13 protein-coding genes are annotated in these 15,759 nt (G+C 71.1%); 6 read left to right on the top strand and 7 right to left on the bottom strand.

Annotation, left to right across the window (positions count from 1 at the left end; genetic code table 11):
• Positions 1-13: 13 nt before the first annotated feature.
• From iolD to ABD230_RS15775, 7 genes are all read right to left on the bottom strand, one after another.
• On the bottom strand, positions 14-1,921 hold the full coding sequence (gene iolD, locus ABD230_RS15805) for a 3D-(3,5/4)-trihydroxycyclohexane-1,2-dione acylhydrolase (decyclizing) (protein WP_344376550.1): 1,908 nt from the start codon (positions 1,919-1,921) through the stop codon (positions 14-16).
• Positions 1,918-2,829 (bottom strand): 5-deoxy-glucuronate isomerase, encoded by a 912-nt coding sequence (gene iolB, locus ABD230_RS15800; protein ID WP_344376547.1) that lies wholly within the window; start codon positions 2,827-2,829, stop codon positions 1,918-1,920. The genes iolD and iolB overlap by 4 nt, the downstream gene beginning before the upstream one ends.
• A gap of 62 nt (positions 2,830-2,891) precedes the next feature.
• Positions 2,892-4,442 (bottom strand): CoA-acylating methylmalonate-semialdehyde dehydrogenase, encoded by a 1,551-nt coding sequence (locus ABD230_RS15795; protein ID WP_344376541.1) that lies wholly within the window; start codon positions 4,440-4,442, stop codon positions 2,892-2,894.
• Positions 4,439-5,377 (bottom strand): class I fructose-bisphosphate aldolase, encoded by a 939-nt coding sequence (locus tag ABD230_RS15790; protein WP_344376539.1) that lies wholly within the window; start codon positions 5,375-5,377, stop codon positions 4,439-4,441. The genes ABD230_RS15795 and ABD230_RS15790 overlap by 4 nt, the downstream gene beginning before the upstream one ends.
• Positions 5,364-6,332, bottom strand: a complete 969-nt coding sequence (gene iolC / locus ABD230_RS15785) for a 5-dehydro-2-deoxygluconokinase (protein ID WP_344376537.1) — start codon at positions 6,330-6,332, stop codon at positions 5,364-5,366. The genes ABD230_RS15790 and iolC overlap by 14 nt, the downstream gene beginning before the upstream one ends.
• A gap of 93 nt (positions 6,333-6,425) precedes the next feature.
• Positions 6,426-6,854 (bottom strand): acyl-CoA thioesterase, encoded by a 429-nt coding sequence (locus ABD230_RS15780; protein ID WP_344376535.1) that lies wholly within the window; start codon positions 6,852-6,854, stop codon positions 6,426-6,428.
• Positions 6,855-6,912: 58 nt separating this feature from the next.
• Entirely contained in the window at positions 6,913-7,827 is a 915-nt protein-coding gene (locus ABD230_RS15775) for an Lrp/AsnC family transcriptional regulator (protein WP_344376533.1), read from the bottom strand.
• A 260-nt stretch (positions 7,828-8,087) separates the two neighbouring features.
• Here ABD230_RS15775 and ABD230_RS15770 point away from each other — a divergent pair, with 260 nt between their 5' ends.
• The 6 genes from ABD230_RS15770 (at position 8,088) to ABD230_RS15745 (ending at position 15,737) form a co-directional block, all read left to right on the top strand.
• Positions 8,088-9,410, top strand: coding sequence for an MFS transporter (locus tag ABD230_RS15770; RefSeq protein ID WP_344376530.1), 1,323 nt, complete (start codon positions 8,088-8,090; stop codon positions 9,408-9,410).
• Positions 9,407-11,116 (top strand): amidohydrolase, encoded by a 1,710-nt coding sequence (locus ABD230_RS15765; RefSeq protein ID WP_344376528.1) that lies wholly within the window; start codon positions 9,407-9,409, stop codon positions 11,114-11,116. The genes ABD230_RS15770 and ABD230_RS15765 overlap by 4 nt, the downstream gene beginning before the upstream one ends.
• On the top strand, positions 11,113-12,750 hold the full coding sequence (locus ABD230_RS15760) for a thiamine pyrophosphate-binding protein (protein ID WP_344376526.1): 1,638 nt from the start codon (positions 11,113-11,115) through the stop codon (positions 12,748-12,750). The genes ABD230_RS15765 and ABD230_RS15760 overlap by 4 nt, the downstream gene beginning before the upstream one ends.
• A 47-nt stretch (positions 12,751-12,797) precedes the next feature.
• Positions 12,798-13,775, top strand: a complete 978-nt coding sequence (speB, locus tag ABD230_RS15755) for an agmatinase (RefSeq protein WP_344376523.1) — start codon at positions 12,798-12,800, stop codon at positions 13,773-13,775.
• A 163-nt stretch (positions 13,776-13,938) separates the two neighbouring features.
• Positions 13,939-14,892: a carbohydrate ABC transporter permease gene (locus ABD230_RS15750; RefSeq protein WP_344376520.1), complete on the top strand. Its 954-nt coding sequence runs from the start codon at positions 13,939-13,941 to the stop codon at positions 14,890-14,892.
• The gene (locus ABD230_RS15745; RefSeq protein ID WP_344376517.1) at positions 14,889-15,737 is read left to right on the top strand and encodes a carbohydrate ABC transporter permease; all 849 of its coding nucleotides are present in this window, start codon (positions 14,889-14,891) and stop codon (positions 15,735-15,737) included. Before ABD230_RS15750 ends, ABD230_RS15745 begins: the two co-directional genes overlap by 4 nt.
• The last annotated feature ends 22 nt before the right edge of the window (positions 15,738-15,759 follow it).

Here is a 15,759-nt window from a genome sequence, read left to right as displayed (position 1 = left end):
CGGACCTGTCCGGTCATCCGAGCAGCGGTCGCTGCTTCGCCTTGTCGACGAGGTACTCGCGGTACGCCTCGCGCGTAACCTCGATCTCGGCCTCGGGGGCCACGGGTACGTCCCACCAGCCCTCGCCGTCGGGTGCGTACACGAGCGGGTCGGACTCGAGGTGGATCACGGTCGACCGGTCCGACGCCTTGGCGGTCGCGATCGCGGCCTGCAGGTCGCGGATGGCGTCCGGTCCGGGCTCGACCTCGATGACGTCGACGCCGTACGAGCGCGCGTTCGCGGCGAGGTCGACGGGGAGGATCTCGTCGCCCTGGAAGTTGCGGGCGCCCTCGTCGTACGCGCGGTACCAGGTGCCGAACCGGTCGGATCCGACGGATTCCGAAAGGTGCCCGATCGACGCGTAGCCGTGGTTCTGCACGATGATCACGATGACCTTGAGGCGCTCGGCCACCGCGGTCACCAGCTCGGTGTGCAGCATGAGGTACGAGCCGTCGCCCACCATCACGATGACGTCGCGCTCCGGCGCGCCGCGACGTACGCCGAGACCACCCGCGATCTCATACCCCATGCACGAGAACGCGTACTCGACGTGGTAGCCGAGCGGGTCTCGGACGCGCCAGAGCTTGTGCAGATCGCCGGGGAGCGATCCCGCGGCCTGCACGATCACGTCGGTCGGGTCGCTCGCCGCCTGGACCGCACCGATGATCTCGGGCTGCCCTGGGCGGTCGAGGCCCGATGGCGCGAACGCCGCGTCGACCGCGGCATCCCATTCCCGGTTCTCCTGCTCGATGCGCTCCGCGTACGCGGGGTCCACACGGAGGTCCGCCAGGTCGGAGGCGAGCGCGTCAAGCGCCTCGCGCGCATCCGCGATCACGGGCAGCTGCGAGCCGTGCTTGTACGCGTCGAAGCCCGCGATGTTGACGTTGACGAACCGGACGTCCGGGTCCTGGAAGACCGTGCGGCTCGCGGTCGTGAAGTCGCTGTACCGCGTGCCGATGCCGATGACGAGGTCGGCCTCCGCGGCGAGCCGGTTCGCTGCGCTCGTGCCGGTCGCGCCGATGCCACCGAGATACTGCGGGTGATCCCAGGGCAGCGACCCGCCACCGGCCTGGGACGTGCCGACGGGGATGCCGGTCGTCTCGACGAAGCGCCGCAGCACGTCCTCGGCGCCCGAGTAGATCACGCCGCCTCCGGCGACGATGATCGGGCGCTTCGCGGAACGGATGGCCGCGACCGCGCGCTCGAGCGGTCCTCGCTCGGGCACCGGTCGACGGAGGTGCCACTCCCGCTCCTGCAGGAACTCGAGCGGCACGTCGAGGACCTCGGCCTGCACGTCCTCGGGCAAGGCGATCGTCACGGCGCCCGTCTCCGCCGGATCCGTGAGCACGCGCATCGCGGCCAGCGCGATCGAATAGAGCTGCTCCGGCCGCTGCACGCGGTCGAAGAACCGCGAGAGCGGGCGGAACGCGTCGGTCACCTGGATGCCGATGTCGTGTGGGAGCTCGAGCTGCTGCAGCACCGGGTCGGCCACGCGCGTCGCGAACGTGTCGCTCGGCAGCAGCAATGCCGGCATCCGGTTGCTCGTGGCGAGGGCGGCGCCGGTGAGCAGGTTCGCTGCGCCGGGGCCGACCGAGGCGGCCGAGGCGAACGTGCTGCGGCGACGGTGCATGCGCGCGTAGCCGACGGACTGGTGGACCATCGCCTGCTCGTTGCGGGCCTGATGATAGGGCATGAGGTCGGGCTCAAGCTCGTTCGCCTGACGGAGCGCCTGCCCGATGCCGGCGACGTTGCCGTGGCCGAAGATGCCGAAGATGCCCGGGATGGTGCGCTCCCGGATGTCGCCGTCGACGGTCCACTGACGGGCGAGGAACTCGACGAGGGCCTGCGCCACCGTCATCCGCTTGGTCTCCACGGTCGTCATCGTCCTTCCTGGTCGGGCGTGTAGGGCAGCCGGGCGTCGAACTGCTGGGCGTCCCAGCTCGATCGCACCCACGCGTGGGCGGGGTCGTCGCTGATGCGCCACTCGCGCTCGGCGTCCGGTCCCGCCATCACGTTGAGGTAGTAGAGGTCGTAGCCGGGCGCCGCGACCGCGGGCCCGTGGTAGCCGAACGGCACGAGGGCGACGTCCCCCGTGCGCACGATGGCGTTGATGTCGATGTCGCCCGCGGGCGAGGTGTACGTCGCGAACAGGCCGAACGGGTCGGCGTCGGCGGGGGCGTCGAGGCCGCGGGCGACCTCGGACTCGAAGTAGTAGATCTCCTCGAGCCGCGACTCGTGGCCGGGCACGTGCGTGTCGTGCTTGTGCGCGGGGTACGACGACCAGTTCTCGGATGGCGTGATCACCTCGCAGACGATGAGCTTGTCGGCGACGAGGTTGCCGGGCGTGCCGAAGTTGTGCACCTGGCGGCTCGACCGCCCCGCCCCGCGCAATTCGACGGCGACGTCGTCCTTCGCGACGACCTGAAGCGGATGCCGCGCGGTCGCCGGCGCCTCGGCGACGGCGACGCGCCCCCGCCCGGTGAGCACGGCGGCGGTGTCGACCGGGAGGTACGCGACATCCGTCGGCCCGTCGAACACCGACGCGCGGCCCTCGAGCTCGACCGTGCCCGACCCGTCGGGCGAGGTCCACGCGATCTCGCACGAGCCCGCGAGCGGCACGACGATCCGCTCTACCCCGGCGACGGGGAGCTCACGCGAGCCCCCGTCGCCGAGGTCGGCCACGCGCAGGCCGGTGTGCGCCCAGCCGGGGAGCGTGGCGTCGACCACGCTCTCCCAGCCGTCGCGGGTGAAGCCGCCGCGGGGGCGGAACCAGGGGCTCTGCTCGGGCATCGCCGGGATCACTCCTTCGTGAGGCAGCGCGCGCGGTGCGCCGCCGGTTCGATCGTCTCGCGTCAGTCGTTCTTCGGGAACCCGAGGTTGATGCCGCCGTGGGTCGCCGGGTCGAGCCAGCGCGACGTGATGGCCTTCTGCCGGGTGAAGAAGTCGAAGCCCTGGATGCCGTACGCCTTCGAGTCGCCGAACAGCGAGTCCTTCCAGCCGCCGAAGGAGAAGTACGCGACCGGCACGGGGATCGGCACGTTGACGCCGATCATCCCGACCTGGATCTCGTTCTGGAAACGGCGGGCCGCTCCTCCGTCGTTGGTGAAGATCGCGGTGCCGTTGCCGAAGGCGCCGGAATTGATGAGCTCGACGCCCTCTTCGAAGCCGTCGACCCGGACGATCGAGAGCACCGGTCCGAAGATCTCCTCCGTGTACGCGCGACTCGTCGTGGGGACCCGGTCGAGCAGGGTGGGGCCGAGCCAGAACCCGTCCGCGGCGCCGTCGACGTCGATGCCGCGCCCGTCGACGACGACCGTCGCGCCGTCCTCGGCCGCGACGTCGATGTAGGACGCGACCTTGTCGCGGTGCTGGGCGGTGACGAGCGGGCCCATGTCGGGCTCGCGTCGCCCGTCGCCGACGCGCAGCCTGCCGATCCGCTCGGTGATCTTCTCGATGAGCTCGTCGGCGACGGGCTCGACGGCGAGCACGACGCTGATCGCCATGCAGCGCTCGCCGGCCGAGCCGAACCCCGAGTTGATGGCCTGGTCGGCGACGAGGTCGAGGTCGGCGTCGGGGAGCACCAGCATGTGGTTCTTCGCGCCGCCGAGTGCCTGGACCCGCTTGCCGTGCTTCGCCGCGGTCTCGTAGATGTACTTCGCGATCGGCGTGGACCCGACGAACGAGATCGACTGCACCTCGGGGTGGGTGAGCAGGCCGTCGACGGCGAGCTTGTCGCCCTGCAGCACCGTGAAGACGCCGTCGGGGAGGCCGGCCTCCTTCCAGAGCTCCGCCATCCAGATGGACGCCGACGGGTCCTTCTCGCTCGGCTTCAGCACGACGGAGTTGCCGGCGGCGATCGCGATGGGGAAGAACCACATCGGCACCATCGCGGGGAAGTTGAAGGGGCTGACGATGCCGACGACGCCGAGCGGCTGCTTCGTCGAGTAGACGTCGATGCCGGTCGAGACGTTCTCGGAGTAGTCGCCCTTCAGGATGTGCGGGAAGCCCGTTGCGAGCTCGACGACCTCCAGGCCGCGCTGCACCTCGCCGAGCGCGTCGCTCACCACCTTGCCGTGTTCGCTCGTGATCAGCTCGGCGAGCTCGTGCTTGCGCTCGTTGAGCAGTTCGCGGAAGCGGAAGACCACCGACTGGCGCTTCGTCATCGACGTCTTCGCCCATGCCGGGAAGGCGCGCGCCGCGGACGAGATGGCGGTCTCGATCTCCGACTCGTCGGCGAGGGCGACGACCTTCGTCTGTCGGCCGATCGCCGGGTCGAACACCGGTGCGGTGCGCCCGCTTCGCGACGCGTGCAGGGTTCCGTCGATCCAGTGGCCGACGACGGGCAGGTCGCCTTGCTCGACGAACGGGTCGGCGACGGGCAGGTTCTCGGTGGCGTGGCTCATGCGTACTCTCGACTTTCTGATCGGTCAGGCTGGTGCGGGGCGTGGACGAGGTCGGCCGCGGTGTCGACCGCAGCCGCGACGTCCCCGTCCGGCGGATAGATGAGGGTGCGGCCCACGACGAGGCCGCGTACGCCGGGCAGGAGGAGCGCGCGCTCCCACGCCGCGTACGTCGCATCGGGGTCGGTGGCGCGGTCGCCACCGAGCAGGAGGGTCGGCAGGGTCGTCGCGGCCATGACGCGCTCCATGTCGTCGACGACGGGCAGCTTCATCCACGTGTACGCGGAGCTGTCTCCCAGGCCGGCGGCGATCGCCACGGAGGTGATGACCGAATCCGCGTCGAGGACGTTGGTCGCGACGCCGTCGACCCACCGGCTCATGAAGGGCTCGAGCATGATCGGGATACGCGCCTCGGCAGCCTCGGAGACGGCGCGCGCGTTGGACTGCAGGGTGTCGGCGGTGCCGGGGTCCGCGAGGTTCACCCGGAGCAGCGTCTTGGCGAAGTCGAGTCCGTCGCGAACGATCGAAGGGATGTCGTAGGCGGTGAAGCGGTCGTCGTACTCGAACGTCGCCCCACGGAGTCCGCCGCGGTTCATCGATCCGACGACGACCTTGCCGTCGAGTGCGCCGAGCAGCGCGAGGTCATCGATGATGTCGGGCGTGCCGAGGACGCCGTCGACTCCGGGGCGCGACAGGGCCAGCGCGAGACGGTCGAGCAGGTCGTAGCGATCGGCCATCGCCAGTCCCTCGTCGCCGACGCCGAGCGCCCCGCGGGCGGGATGGTCCGCGGCGACGATGAAGAGGCGACCCGCGTCGGACAGCAGCGGCCGCCGGCGGCGTGCGGCGTGCGCCTCGGCGATCCGGTGCGGCTCGTGCGCGCGGATGTCGCGCAGCTCGTCGAATCGCGCGGTGGCGAGGAACCGCTCAGTGCGTGACATGGGTGGCTCCCTCGAGGGCGGCCTCGACCTCGGCGGCCGTGGGCATGGCGGTGGAGCACTCGCGACGTGACGCGACGATCGCCCCGGCGACGTTCGCGAACCGCAGGACCCGCTCGATGTCCCAGCCCTCGAGCAGGCCGTGGCACAGTGCCCCGCCGAAGCCGTCGCCGGCGCCGAGGCCGTTGACGACCTCGACGGGGAACGGCGCGACCTCGACGGTCTCGTCCCGGGTCTTGGCCAGGACGCCCTTCGGCCCCTGCTTCACGATCGCGAGCTCGACGCCGTGGTCGAGCAGCGCGTCGGCCGCACGCTGGGGGTCGGTCTCGCCGACGGCGACCTCGCACTCCTCGCGGTTGCCGACCGCGACCGTCACGTGCGGGAGGGCCCGCTGGACCTCCCGGGTCGCATCCGCAGGGGAGTGCCAGAACATCGGACGGTAGTCGAGGTCGAGCACCGTGTGCCGTCGGCGGTTGCGCGCCGTCCATGCGACGTGGTGGGCGGTGCGGCTGGGCTCCTCCGAGAGTCCGGTGACCGTCGCCCAGAAGAGGCCGGCGTTGTGGATCGCGTCGAGGTCGAGCGACTTCGCCGTCACGGCGAGGTCGGGAGCCTTGGGCTTGCGGTAGAAGTAGAGCGGGAAGTCGTCCGGCGGGAAGATCTCGCAGAACGTGACCGGAGTGAGCAGGTCGTGCTCGACGCCCACGAAGCGGTCGGAGACGCCGAGACGCACCAACTCGCGGCGGACGAACCGGCCGAACGGGTCGTCCCCGGTGCGGGTGATGACGGCCGTGGGGTGCCCATGGCGCGCTGCGGCGACGGCGACGTTGGTGGCGCTGCCGCCGAGGTACTTGCCGAACGTCTCGACGTCCTCGAGGCCGACTCCGTCCTGGAGCGGATAGATGTCGACGCCGACGCGGCCCATGGTGATCACGTCGAAGGTCTGAGTCGTGGTGTTCATACGCCGGTGTAGAACTCTCTCGATCGGGCGGAGCGGATGGTCGGTGCGATCATGTTACCTATGTCCTAACAAGATGACAATATGTAATGACGATCAGTCGAGCGCCGGAGGGTCGATCGGAGCCGGGATGCGGTCTCTGTCGTAGGTGATCTCGGTGTGACCGTGCGGGACGGGGTCGCCGTCGGCGTCCAGGTTCACGAACACGATCCGCTCGATCGTGAGGATGCTCCTCCGCGTGATCATGTTCCGCGCCTCGGCTCGCAGCGTCAGCGATGTGCGACCGAACGCGGTCGCGACGAGGCCCAGCTCGATCAGGTCGCCTTGACGGGCCGAGCTGACGAAGTCGATCTCGGACATGTACTTCGTGACGACGCGGCCGTTCCCGAGTTGAAGGACCGCGTACACCACCGCCTCCTCGTCGATCCAACGGAGGAGGCTCCCCCCGAAGAGCGTGCCGTTCCCGTTGAGGTCCTCCGGGCGCACCCACTTCCTCGTGTAGAAGTTCATCGATGGACCGGTCATGTAAGGACATTAGCACATTACGTGAGCGCACCTCGAGGCCACACGCCGGCGGCCCGCGTCAGCCCCCGCCCGCGGCGGCGAGGTCCGCGGCGCGCAGGGTGCGGGCGTAGTCCTCCTTGAGCACCGCGAGGTGGAACCAGGCCTCCGTGTGGCTGACGCCCGGCAGGGCGCGGATGCGCTCGAGGCTCGCGGAGAGAGCGCCCGCCGACGGCTCGACCAGCGTCATGATCAGGTCGAAGCGGCCGAGCGAGCGTGCGGCGAAGTCGATGCCGCGCCAGGCGCGGATCGCGTCGAGCACGGTGTCGTCGTCGCCCGCGAGGTTCAGGCCCACGCCGAGCGAGAGCTGCCGCTGGGCGAGCCCGCGCGCCTCGACGGCGCTGATCTTGATGACGCCGCCGTCGACGAGCCGGTCGACCCGGGTCGCGACCGCCGACGGCGAGAGGCGCACGGCCTCGCCGAGCGCCCGGAAGCTCGCGCGGCCGTCGCGCTGCAGCTGTTCGATGAGCGCGGCGTCGGTCGCGTCGATCCGGACCCCGCCGCGGTAGTCCGAGACGAAGAAGCCCTTGATCACGGTCGAGTAGATGAGGGTGTTGATGTCGACGACGCGGGGCAGGGCCCGGATCTCGGCCAGCAGGTCGTGCAGCGCCGGCATCGAGGCGACGCGGATCTCGGTGACGAGGTCGTGCACGCCGCCGACCGCGGAGACGAGCACCGTCTCGTCGAGGCCGCGAAGGTGATCGGCGACCGGACCGGTCGGGCCCTCCGTCCGGATCGACACGTGGGCCAGCACGTGCTGCCCGAGGAACTGCGGATCGACCGCCGCCACGACGCGGACCGTGCCGTCCGAGCGCATGGCGCGCAGGCGCGCCGATACCGCGGCGCGCGACTGCCCAAGCTCGGCGGCCAAGTCGTGGATGCTCGCCCGCCCGTCGTCCTGGAGGGCGCGGATGAGCTCGGCGTCGAAGTTCACCACCGTCGGCCCGATTCGCCGAGATACCGGGGAACGCTCGCTGCGCGTGACATATCGCCAGCGTAGACGACCGGGAAGAGGACGCAAGACCGAGAAATGCGTGAAGTCGATGACAGAACACCGGTGAACGCGGGGCCTCACTGGAGTTCCGTGCTTGCCGCCGGACCTGCGCGCTCGTAGCATCCAACGCGTCGCCCCGCCCAGCGGGGATCCCCGACCGGCACCTCCCCTTCCATCCCCTCCGACCCGCAAAGGAGCGGTTCATGACCACAACGCACAGCAGGGCCAGGCGAGCCGGCTTCGCGGCCTTCGTCGGCACCACGATCGAGTGGTACGACTTCTACGTCTACGCCACCGCCGCGGCGCTCGTCTTCGGCCCCCTGTTCTTCCCGAGCGACGACCCGCTCGCCGAGACCGCCGCCGCGTTCGCCACGTTCGCCATCGCCTTCCTCGTGCGTCCCTTCGGCGGCATCCTCTTCGGGCACATCGGCGACAAGCTCGGCCGCCGCGTCTCGCTCGTCATCACCCTGCTGCTCATGGGCGCCGCCACGGTGCTCGTCGGCTGCCTCCCGACCTACGAGACCATCGGCGTCATGGCGCCGATCCTGCTCATCCTGCTGCGGGCGCTCCAGGGCCTCGCGGTCGGCGGCGAGTGGGGCGGCGCGGTGCTCATGAGCGTCGAGCACGCGCCCGAGAAGTCGAAGACGTTCTACGGCGGCTTCACGCAGCTCGGCAACCCCGCCGGCGCGCTGCTCGCCTCGGGCGTCTTCGCGATCATGACGCGCTTCGGCGACGACTTCATCATCAACGGCGGATGGCGCATCCCGTTCCTGCTCTCGATCGTCCTCATCGGCGTCGGCCTCTGGGTCCGGTACCGGGTCGAGGAGTCGCCCGTGTTCGAGCAGAAGATCGAGGGCCGGAAGCAGTCGATGCCGCTCGCCTTCGCCCTCCGCAACAACTGGAAGCCGATCCTCCTCGGCATCGGCCTGCTGCCGATCTCGACCGGCGGCTACTACCTCGCCACGACCTTCGCCACCGCGTACGCCACGGGCGAGCCGATCTCGATCAACGCGCAGGTCATCCTCGACGCGATGACGATCGCCTCCTTCATCGAGTTCGTCGTGACCCTGCCGGTCGCCTGGCTGGGCGACAAGTGGGGCCGGAAGAACATCATGTACCTCGGCCTCGCGACCTCGGTGCTGACGTTCGCGCCGTTCATGCTGATCCTGCCCGGCCGCGTCGAGCCGCTCATCTTCCTGTTCGCCTCGCTCGTGCGCATCGCGATGAGCGCCACGTACGCGCCGATCGCCGCGATCCTTGCGCAGATGTTCCGGCCCCAGGCCCGCTACACCTCGATCGCGCTCTCGTACGGCGTCGGCGCGGCGATCTGGGCCGGGTTCTCGCCCTGGTTCGCGACGCAGCTCATCGCCTGGACGGGCGACATCTGGTCGGTCATCGCGATGTTCACCGGCATGGCCGTGCTCGCCGCGATCTGCACCAGGCTCGCGCCGCAGCACTCCGACGAGGCGCCCGCGACGGCGTCGTTCACCGCCCGCACCGACACCACGGGGATCCGCCAGCCATGAGGAAACTCGCCGCCTTCGACCGGCCCGAGCAGGCCGCCCCCCGGCTCATCACGGCCCGTGCCATCCACACCGTCGACCTCGCGTCGACGACGGTGACGGCCATGCTCCTCGACCGCGGGCGCATCCTCGCGATCGGCTCGGCAGCGGACTGCGCGCAGGCCGCCGCCGATGCCGGGCTGGAGCCGGAGCGCATCGACCTCGGCGACGCGGTCGTGGTGCCCGGATTCGTCGACGCGCACGCGCACCCGCTCATGTACGGGCAGATGATGACGTGGGTCGACTGCGGGCCGGCGAAGGCGGCGAGCATCCCCGAGATCGTGGCACTGCTGCGGGATGCCGTAGCCGACCTGCCCGCCGGTCGCCCGGTGCGCGGCTACGGCTACGAGCACCGCAACCTCGCCGAGCAGCGGCATCCCACCCGGTTCGAGCTCGACGAGGTCGCCACCGACCGCGAGGTGTACCTCATGAACGCATCGGGCCACGGCGGCGTCGTGAACTCCACCACGTTCGAGGTCAACGGCGTCGACCGCGAGACGCCGAACCCTCCCGGGGGCGAGTTCTTCCGTGACGCCGACGGCGAGCTCACGGGCGAGCTGTCGGATGCCGCGTGCAACATCCTCACCGGCGTCCACGGCGTGGACGTCGGGCACCACGGGCCGAACTTCCACCTCGCCGACGAGCCCGAGGAGCACCTGCGCCAGCTCGACGTCGCGACGCAGCGGTTCCTCGCCGGCGGCGTCACGACGATCGGCGACGCCCAGGTCTCGCGACGCGAGTTCGACATGTACCTCCGGCTCGCCGAGGCCGGCCGGCTCGAGCTGCGGGTCTCGATGTACCTGCTCTCGCACCTGCTCGACGACGCGCTCGAGATGGGCCTCGTCGGCCAGTTCGGCAACGCCCACCTCAGCTTCGCGGGCATCAAGTTCTACGCCGACGGCACGCTCGGCGGCTGGACGGCGTACTTCCCCGACGGCTACGTGGGCGACCCCTGCCGCACCGGGCAGCTCTACCACGAGCCCGCCGACTACGCCGAGCTGATCCGGAAGGCGCACGCCGCCGGCCTGCAGACCGCGACGCACGCCCAGTCGCCGACCGCGATCGAGATGGTCGTCTCGGCGATCGAGGCGGCGCTCGCAGAGCGGCCCGACGACGATGCGCGTCACCGCATCGAGCACTGCGGCCTGCCGACGGGCGAGCAGATCGAGCGGATGGCGGCAGCCGGCATCCGCCCGGTGAACCAGCCGCAGCACTACTACAACTGGGGCGAGGGCGTCGAGGACGCGATCGGCACCCCGGGCGAGCGGTTCAACCCGCTCGGCGAGTTCGAGCGGGCCGGCGTGCCCATGACGATCTCGTCGGACGCACCCGTCGCCGACCCGATCCCGCTCGAGGCCGTCCAGGCAGCCGTGACCCGGGTGACGCGCCGCGGCAACTCGCTGGGCCCCGGCGACCTGCGGATCTCGGCGCTCGCCGCACTGCGTGCGCACACCTACGAGGGGGCTGTCTCGCTCGGGCGCGAGGACGACCTCGGCTCGCTGGAGGTCGGCAAGTACGCCGACTTCGCGGTGCTCGCCGACGATCCGCTGACGATCGAACCGGAGCGGATCGCCGGAATCCGCGTCCTGCAGACCTGGGTCGGCGGGGAACCGCGCCACGTGCTGGCCGACGCGCCGACAGCCGCGCCGAAGGAGGCGGTCCCGGCATGAGCGAGACGATGGCGATCATGGACGATGCACGCGACACGGCCGAGCGGTACGCCGACACGGCCGGCCGGGCGGTCCTCGAGACCATCCGCGCCTACGGCGTGACGACGATCTTCGGCATCCCGGGCACGCACAACCTGGAGTTCTACCGGCCGCTCGCCGACCTCGGCATCCGCGCGGTCACGAACCGGCACGAGCAGGGGTCGGGCTACGGCGCGGACGGCTGGGCGCAGCAGACCAGACTCCCGGGCGTGGTGATCACGACCTCGGGGCCCGGGCTGCAGAACGCGATGAGCGCCATCGGCACGGCGTTCTGCGAGTCGCGGCCGCTCATCGTGCTGTCGCCGGGCGTGCCGCTCGGCGACGAGTTCCGCGACGTCGGCACGCTGCATGAGACGAAGGACGCCTCGGCCATGGTCGCCGCCATCGCCGAGTGGTCCCGACGCGTGACGACCGCCGCCGAGGCCGTCGAGGCCGTGCACGACGCGTTCGAGCTGTTCCGCACCGGGCGTCCGCGTCCGGTGCACATCGAGATCCCGCTCGACGTCCTCGAGGCGCCGGCGGGCGTCTCCGCCGACGCGCGAGCCGCGCGCCCGGCTCCCGTTCCGGACCGCGGGGATGCCGCGGCCGTGCGCGCGGCCGCCGAGCTGCTCGCCGCAGCGCAGTCGCCCGTCATCGTCGCCGGCGGCGGGGCCACCCGCGCCGCACGCCAGGTCACCGAGCTCGCCGAGCGACTCGGCGCCCCCGTGCTGACCACGCTCAACGGCAAGGGGACGCTCGACGAGCACCACCCGCTCTCGCTCGGCTCGAACCTGCGGTTGGAGACGGCCCGCGCGCTCGCCGAGGCCGCCGACGTGCTCGTCGTGCTCGGCTCCAAGCTCGGCGAGGCCGAGCTCTGGGCGCCCGCGCTCGAGGCCCGCGGACGGGTCGTGCGCGTCGACCGCTCCGCCGCCCAGCTCGACAAGAACCTCGCTGCGACCGTCGGCATCGTGGGGGACTGCGCCCCCGTGGTCGAGGACCTGCTCGCCATGCTCCCCGCCGACGATCGGCCCGCACCCGACCTCGCCGCACTCCGCGGCGCGATCGCCGACGAGATCCGAGCCACGGCGCCCGACGACGTCGCGCTCGCCGAGCGCATCGCCCACGCGCTGCCCGACGACGCGATCGTCGCCGGCGACTCGTCGCAGATCGTCTACCTGGCACTCGCGAACGTGCTGCGCCGGTCGCGGCCGCACTCGCTGCTCTACACCCCGACCTACGCGACCCTCGGCTACGGCCTGCCGGCTGCGATCGGCGCGCGCGTCGCCGCCCCGGACCGCCCGGTGGTCGCCGTGCTCGGCGACGGCGCCCTCATGTTCGCCGTCAACGAGCTGATGACCGCGGTCGAGCAGCGCCTCGACCTGACCGTCGTGTGCGTCGACAACGGCGGCTACGCCGAGATCAAGCAGAACGAGCTCGATCGCGGCATCCGCCCCGTCGGGGTCGACCTCGTCCAGCCCGACTGGGCCGCGCTCGCCACCGCCTTCGGCGCCGTCGGGCGTCGCGTCGACGATGTCGACGCGCTCGGCGACGCGATCCGCGACGCGATTTCCGCGGGCGGAGTGCAGCTCGTGCACGTCCGCCAGCCGCGCACGTGATCGCGGGCCCGCCGTCGAACGACCCCAGCACCTCGAAAGGAACACCGATGCCGACCTCGAACCCCGAGCACACGGATGCCGCGGGCACGGCGCCCGTCGGCCCCGTCGACGCGAGCCGCGTCCCGCGCTTCGCGGGCATCGCCACCTTCGCGCGCCTGCCGCGCCTGGAGGACGTGCCGCGAGCCGACATCGCGGTCGTCGGCGTGCCGTTCGACAGCGGGGTGAGCTACCGGCCCGGAGCCCGCTTCGGCCCCGCGCACGTGCGCGAGGCGTCGCGCCTGCTGCGGCCGTACAACCCCGCGCAGGACGTCTCGCCGTTCGCGACCCAGCAGGTCGCGGATGCCGGCGACCTCGCCGTCAATCCGTTCAGCATCGACGAGGCCGTCGTCGAGATCGAGCACGCGGCGCGCGGCCTCCGCGAGCGCGCCGACCGGCTCGTCGTGATCGGCGGCGACCACACGATCGCGCTGCCGCTGCTCCGCACGGTGCACGAGGCGCACGGTCCCGTCGCGGTCCTCCACTTCGATGCGCACCTCGACACCTGGGACACGTACTTCGGCGCCCCGGTGACGCACGGCACCCCCTTCCGCCGGGCCTCGGAGGAAGGGCTCATCGACCTCACCGCGAGCATGCACGTCGGAACGCGCGGGCCGCTCTACGGCGTCGAGGACCTCGCGGACGACGAGCGCCTCGGCTTCGCGATCGTGACGAGCGAGGACGTCGAGGAGCACGGCGTCGCCGCGGCGATCGAGCGCATCCGTGCGCGCATCGGCGACGCCCCGTTGTACATCTCGATCGATATCGACGTGCTCGACCCGGCGCATGCGCCCGGCACCGGCACCCCGGAGGCAGGCGGGCTGACGAGCCGGGAGCTGCTGCGGATCCTCCGCGCCCTCTCCGACAAGCGCATCGTCGGCGCCGACGTCGTCGAGGTCGCACCCGCGTACGACCACGCGCAGCTGACCGCCGTCGCGGCATCCCACGTCGCCTACGAGCTCATCAGCGCGATGGCGCCGCGCGGCTGAGTCGGAATCGCAGGGCGGGGCGCGGCGATGCCGCGCCCCGCTTCGGCATGCGCAACACCATCCGGAAAGCGGATCATTGCGTTCCGAGTAACGCGTTGGACAGATGATTCGAACCCCCATAGCGTGAATCGCGTCCCCCAGGCCGCAGACCAATGGAGGTTGCGTGACCAGCACTGCCGCGCCGCCGATCCCCACGGCGGAACCCCGCCCCATCGCTCCGGAACCCGCCGGGCGAGCGCGTCGACCTCGGCGCCGGAGCCCCGGGTTCGGCATCCTCGCACTGCTCCCGTTCGTGCTCTTCGGGCTCGTGTTCGCGGTCTACCCGCTCGCGCAGGTCATCCGCATGGCGTTCTCCGACGTCGCCATCCGGGGCGGCGTCTTCCAATGGGACGCCGCCGGGCTCGAGAACTTCGCCGCCGTCGTCGAGGACCCGGTCGCGCTCCGCTCGATCGGGAACACCGTGCTCTTCGTGGTACTCACCGTCGTCGTGTCGCTGTTCGTCGGCCTCGCCCTCGCACTGCTCGTCGACCGAGCGGTGGCCATGCTCCCGCTCGCGCGGAACGTGCTGATCTGGCCTGCCGTGATCGCCCCTGTGGTCGTCTCGCTCATGTGGCTGCTGCTGCTCAGCCCGACCGCGGGCGGACTCAACAAGCTGCTGCTGAACCTCGGCCTCCCCACGCAGGGGTGGCTCGGCGACGGACCCACTGCGATGGCGGCCGTCGTGATCGTCGACGTCTGGCACTGGACGCCGGTCGTCTTCCTCTTCCTCTACACCGCGCTGCAGGGCGTCGACGCGTCCACCCTCGAGGCCGCACGGGTCGACGGTGCGGGGGAGTGGCGGGTCATCCGCCACGTGGTGCTGCCCGCCCTGCGACCCGCCGTCGTGGCGGTCGTCGTGGTCCGCGTGATCATGGGCGTCAAGGCGTTCGACGAGATGTACCTGCTCACCGCCGGTGGCCCCAACTTCGCCACCACCCTCGTCACGCAGCACATCAAGACCCTCTTCTTCGACCACCTCGCGTTCGGCGAGGCGGCGGCCTTCTCGCTCCTCGTGGTCGTCCTGACCGCGGGCGTGGTCGGCATGATCCTGTTCCTCCGAGCGAAGGCGAACCGATGAGCACGACCACCGCTGCTGGCCCCGACGTCCGCCGGAACCGCTTCTGGGTCGAGGCGACCGTCGTCGCGGTCCTCGTCGTCGCTGTGGTCCCGATCGCCTGGACTCTGCTCCTCTCGTTCCTCCCCAACCGCGCGATCGTGTCGTCGCAATGGCAGTGGCCGTTCTGGCTGGGCAACTACGAGCGGGTGCTGCGCGACGGGGTGTTCGTCGCGCAGATCGCGAACAGCGTCGCGATCGTCGTCGGCACGGTGCTCATCTGCCTCGTGGTCGGGTCCCTCGCCGGGTACGCCATCAGCCGGCTCCGCCCGCCTCGCTGGATCGTCGTCCCGGCGCTCATCATCGCCGGCTTCGTGCCGCTGATCCCGCCGATGACGCTCGTCCCGGGTCTGTACGTGCTGCTCGCGCAGCTCGGCGTCCTCGGCAGCGTCTGGGGGCTGATCCTCGTCAACGCGTTCCTCCAGTTGCCCTTCGCAGCCCTGCTGATGTCGTCGTACTTCTCGGCGGTGCCCGAGGAGCTCCGGGAAGCCGGGCTCATGGACGGCGCGTCCGAGTGGCGGGTGTTCCTGCACGTCATGGTCCCGGTGGTCCGCCCCGGGCTGGCTGCCGTCGGCGTCTTCAGCGGAATCATGGCGTGGAACGAGTTCCAGATGGGCCTCACGCTCACCTCCGGCGGCGCGACCGCACCGGTGACGGTCGGCATCGCCGGCCTCCTCCAGCCGTTCGCCGTGACCTGGGGCGAACTCTCGGCGGCGGGAACGCTCGCCGCCGTCCCGATCATCCTCATGGCCGTCTTCGCCAACCGCCAGATCGTGGCGGGCCTCACCTCCGGCGCCGTCAAGGGCTAGTCCCGCGGCGCCCAACCCGAAA

Source organism: Agromyces tropicus (assembly GCF_039531345.1).
GTDB lineage: Bacteria > Actinomycetota > Actinomycetes > Actinomycetales > Microbacteriaceae > Agromyces > Agromyces tropicus.
Note: the sequence above shows the minus strand (reverse complement) of the source record. Positions and strands in the feature narration are given on the sequence as shown.

Excerpts from the sequence above, each read along its gene's own strand:
- iolD (WP_344376550.1), bottom strand. The coding sequence starts at position 1,921 with ATGACGACCGTGGAGACCAAGCGGATGACGGTGGCGCAGGCCCTCGTC.
- iolB (WP_344376547.1), bottom strand. The coding sequence starts at position 2,829 with ATGCCCGAGCAGAGCCCCTGGTTCCGCCCCCGCGGCGGCTTCACCCGC.
- ABD230_RS15795 (WP_344376541.1), bottom strand. The coding sequence starts at position 4,442 with ATGAGCCACGCCACCGAGAACCTGCCCGTCGCCGACCCGTTCGTCGAG.
- ABD230_RS15790 (WP_344376539.1), bottom strand. The coding sequence starts at position 5,377 with ATGTCACGCACTGAGCGGTTCCTCGCCACCGCGCGATTCGACGAGCTG.
- iolC (WP_344376537.1), bottom strand. The coding sequence starts at position 6,332 with ATGAACACCACGACTCAGACCTTCGACGTGATCACCATGGGCCGCGTC.
- ABD230_RS15780 (WP_344376535.1), bottom strand. The coding sequence starts at position 6,854 with ATGACCGGTCCATCGATGAACTTCTACACGAGGAAGTGGGTGCGCCCG.
- ABD230_RS15770 (WP_344376530.1), top strand. The coding sequence starts at position 8,088 with ATGACCACAACGCACAGCAGGGCCAGGCGAGCCGGCTTCGCGGCCTTC.
- ABD230_RS15765 (WP_344376528.1), top strand. The coding sequence starts at position 9,407 with ATGAGGAAACTCGCCGCCTTCGACCGGCCCGAGCAGGCCGCCCCCCGG.
- ABD230_RS15760 (WP_344376526.1), top strand. The coding sequence starts at position 11,113 with ATGAGCGAGACGATGGCGATCATGGACGATGCACGCGACACGGCCGAG.
- speB (WP_344376523.1), top strand. The coding sequence starts at position 12,798 with ATGCCGACCTCGAACCCCGAGCACACGGATGCCGCGGGCACGGCGCCC.
- ABD230_RS15745 (WP_344376517.1), top strand. The coding sequence starts at position 14,889 with ATGAGCACGACCACCGCTGCTGGCCCCGACGTCCGCCGGAACCGCTTC.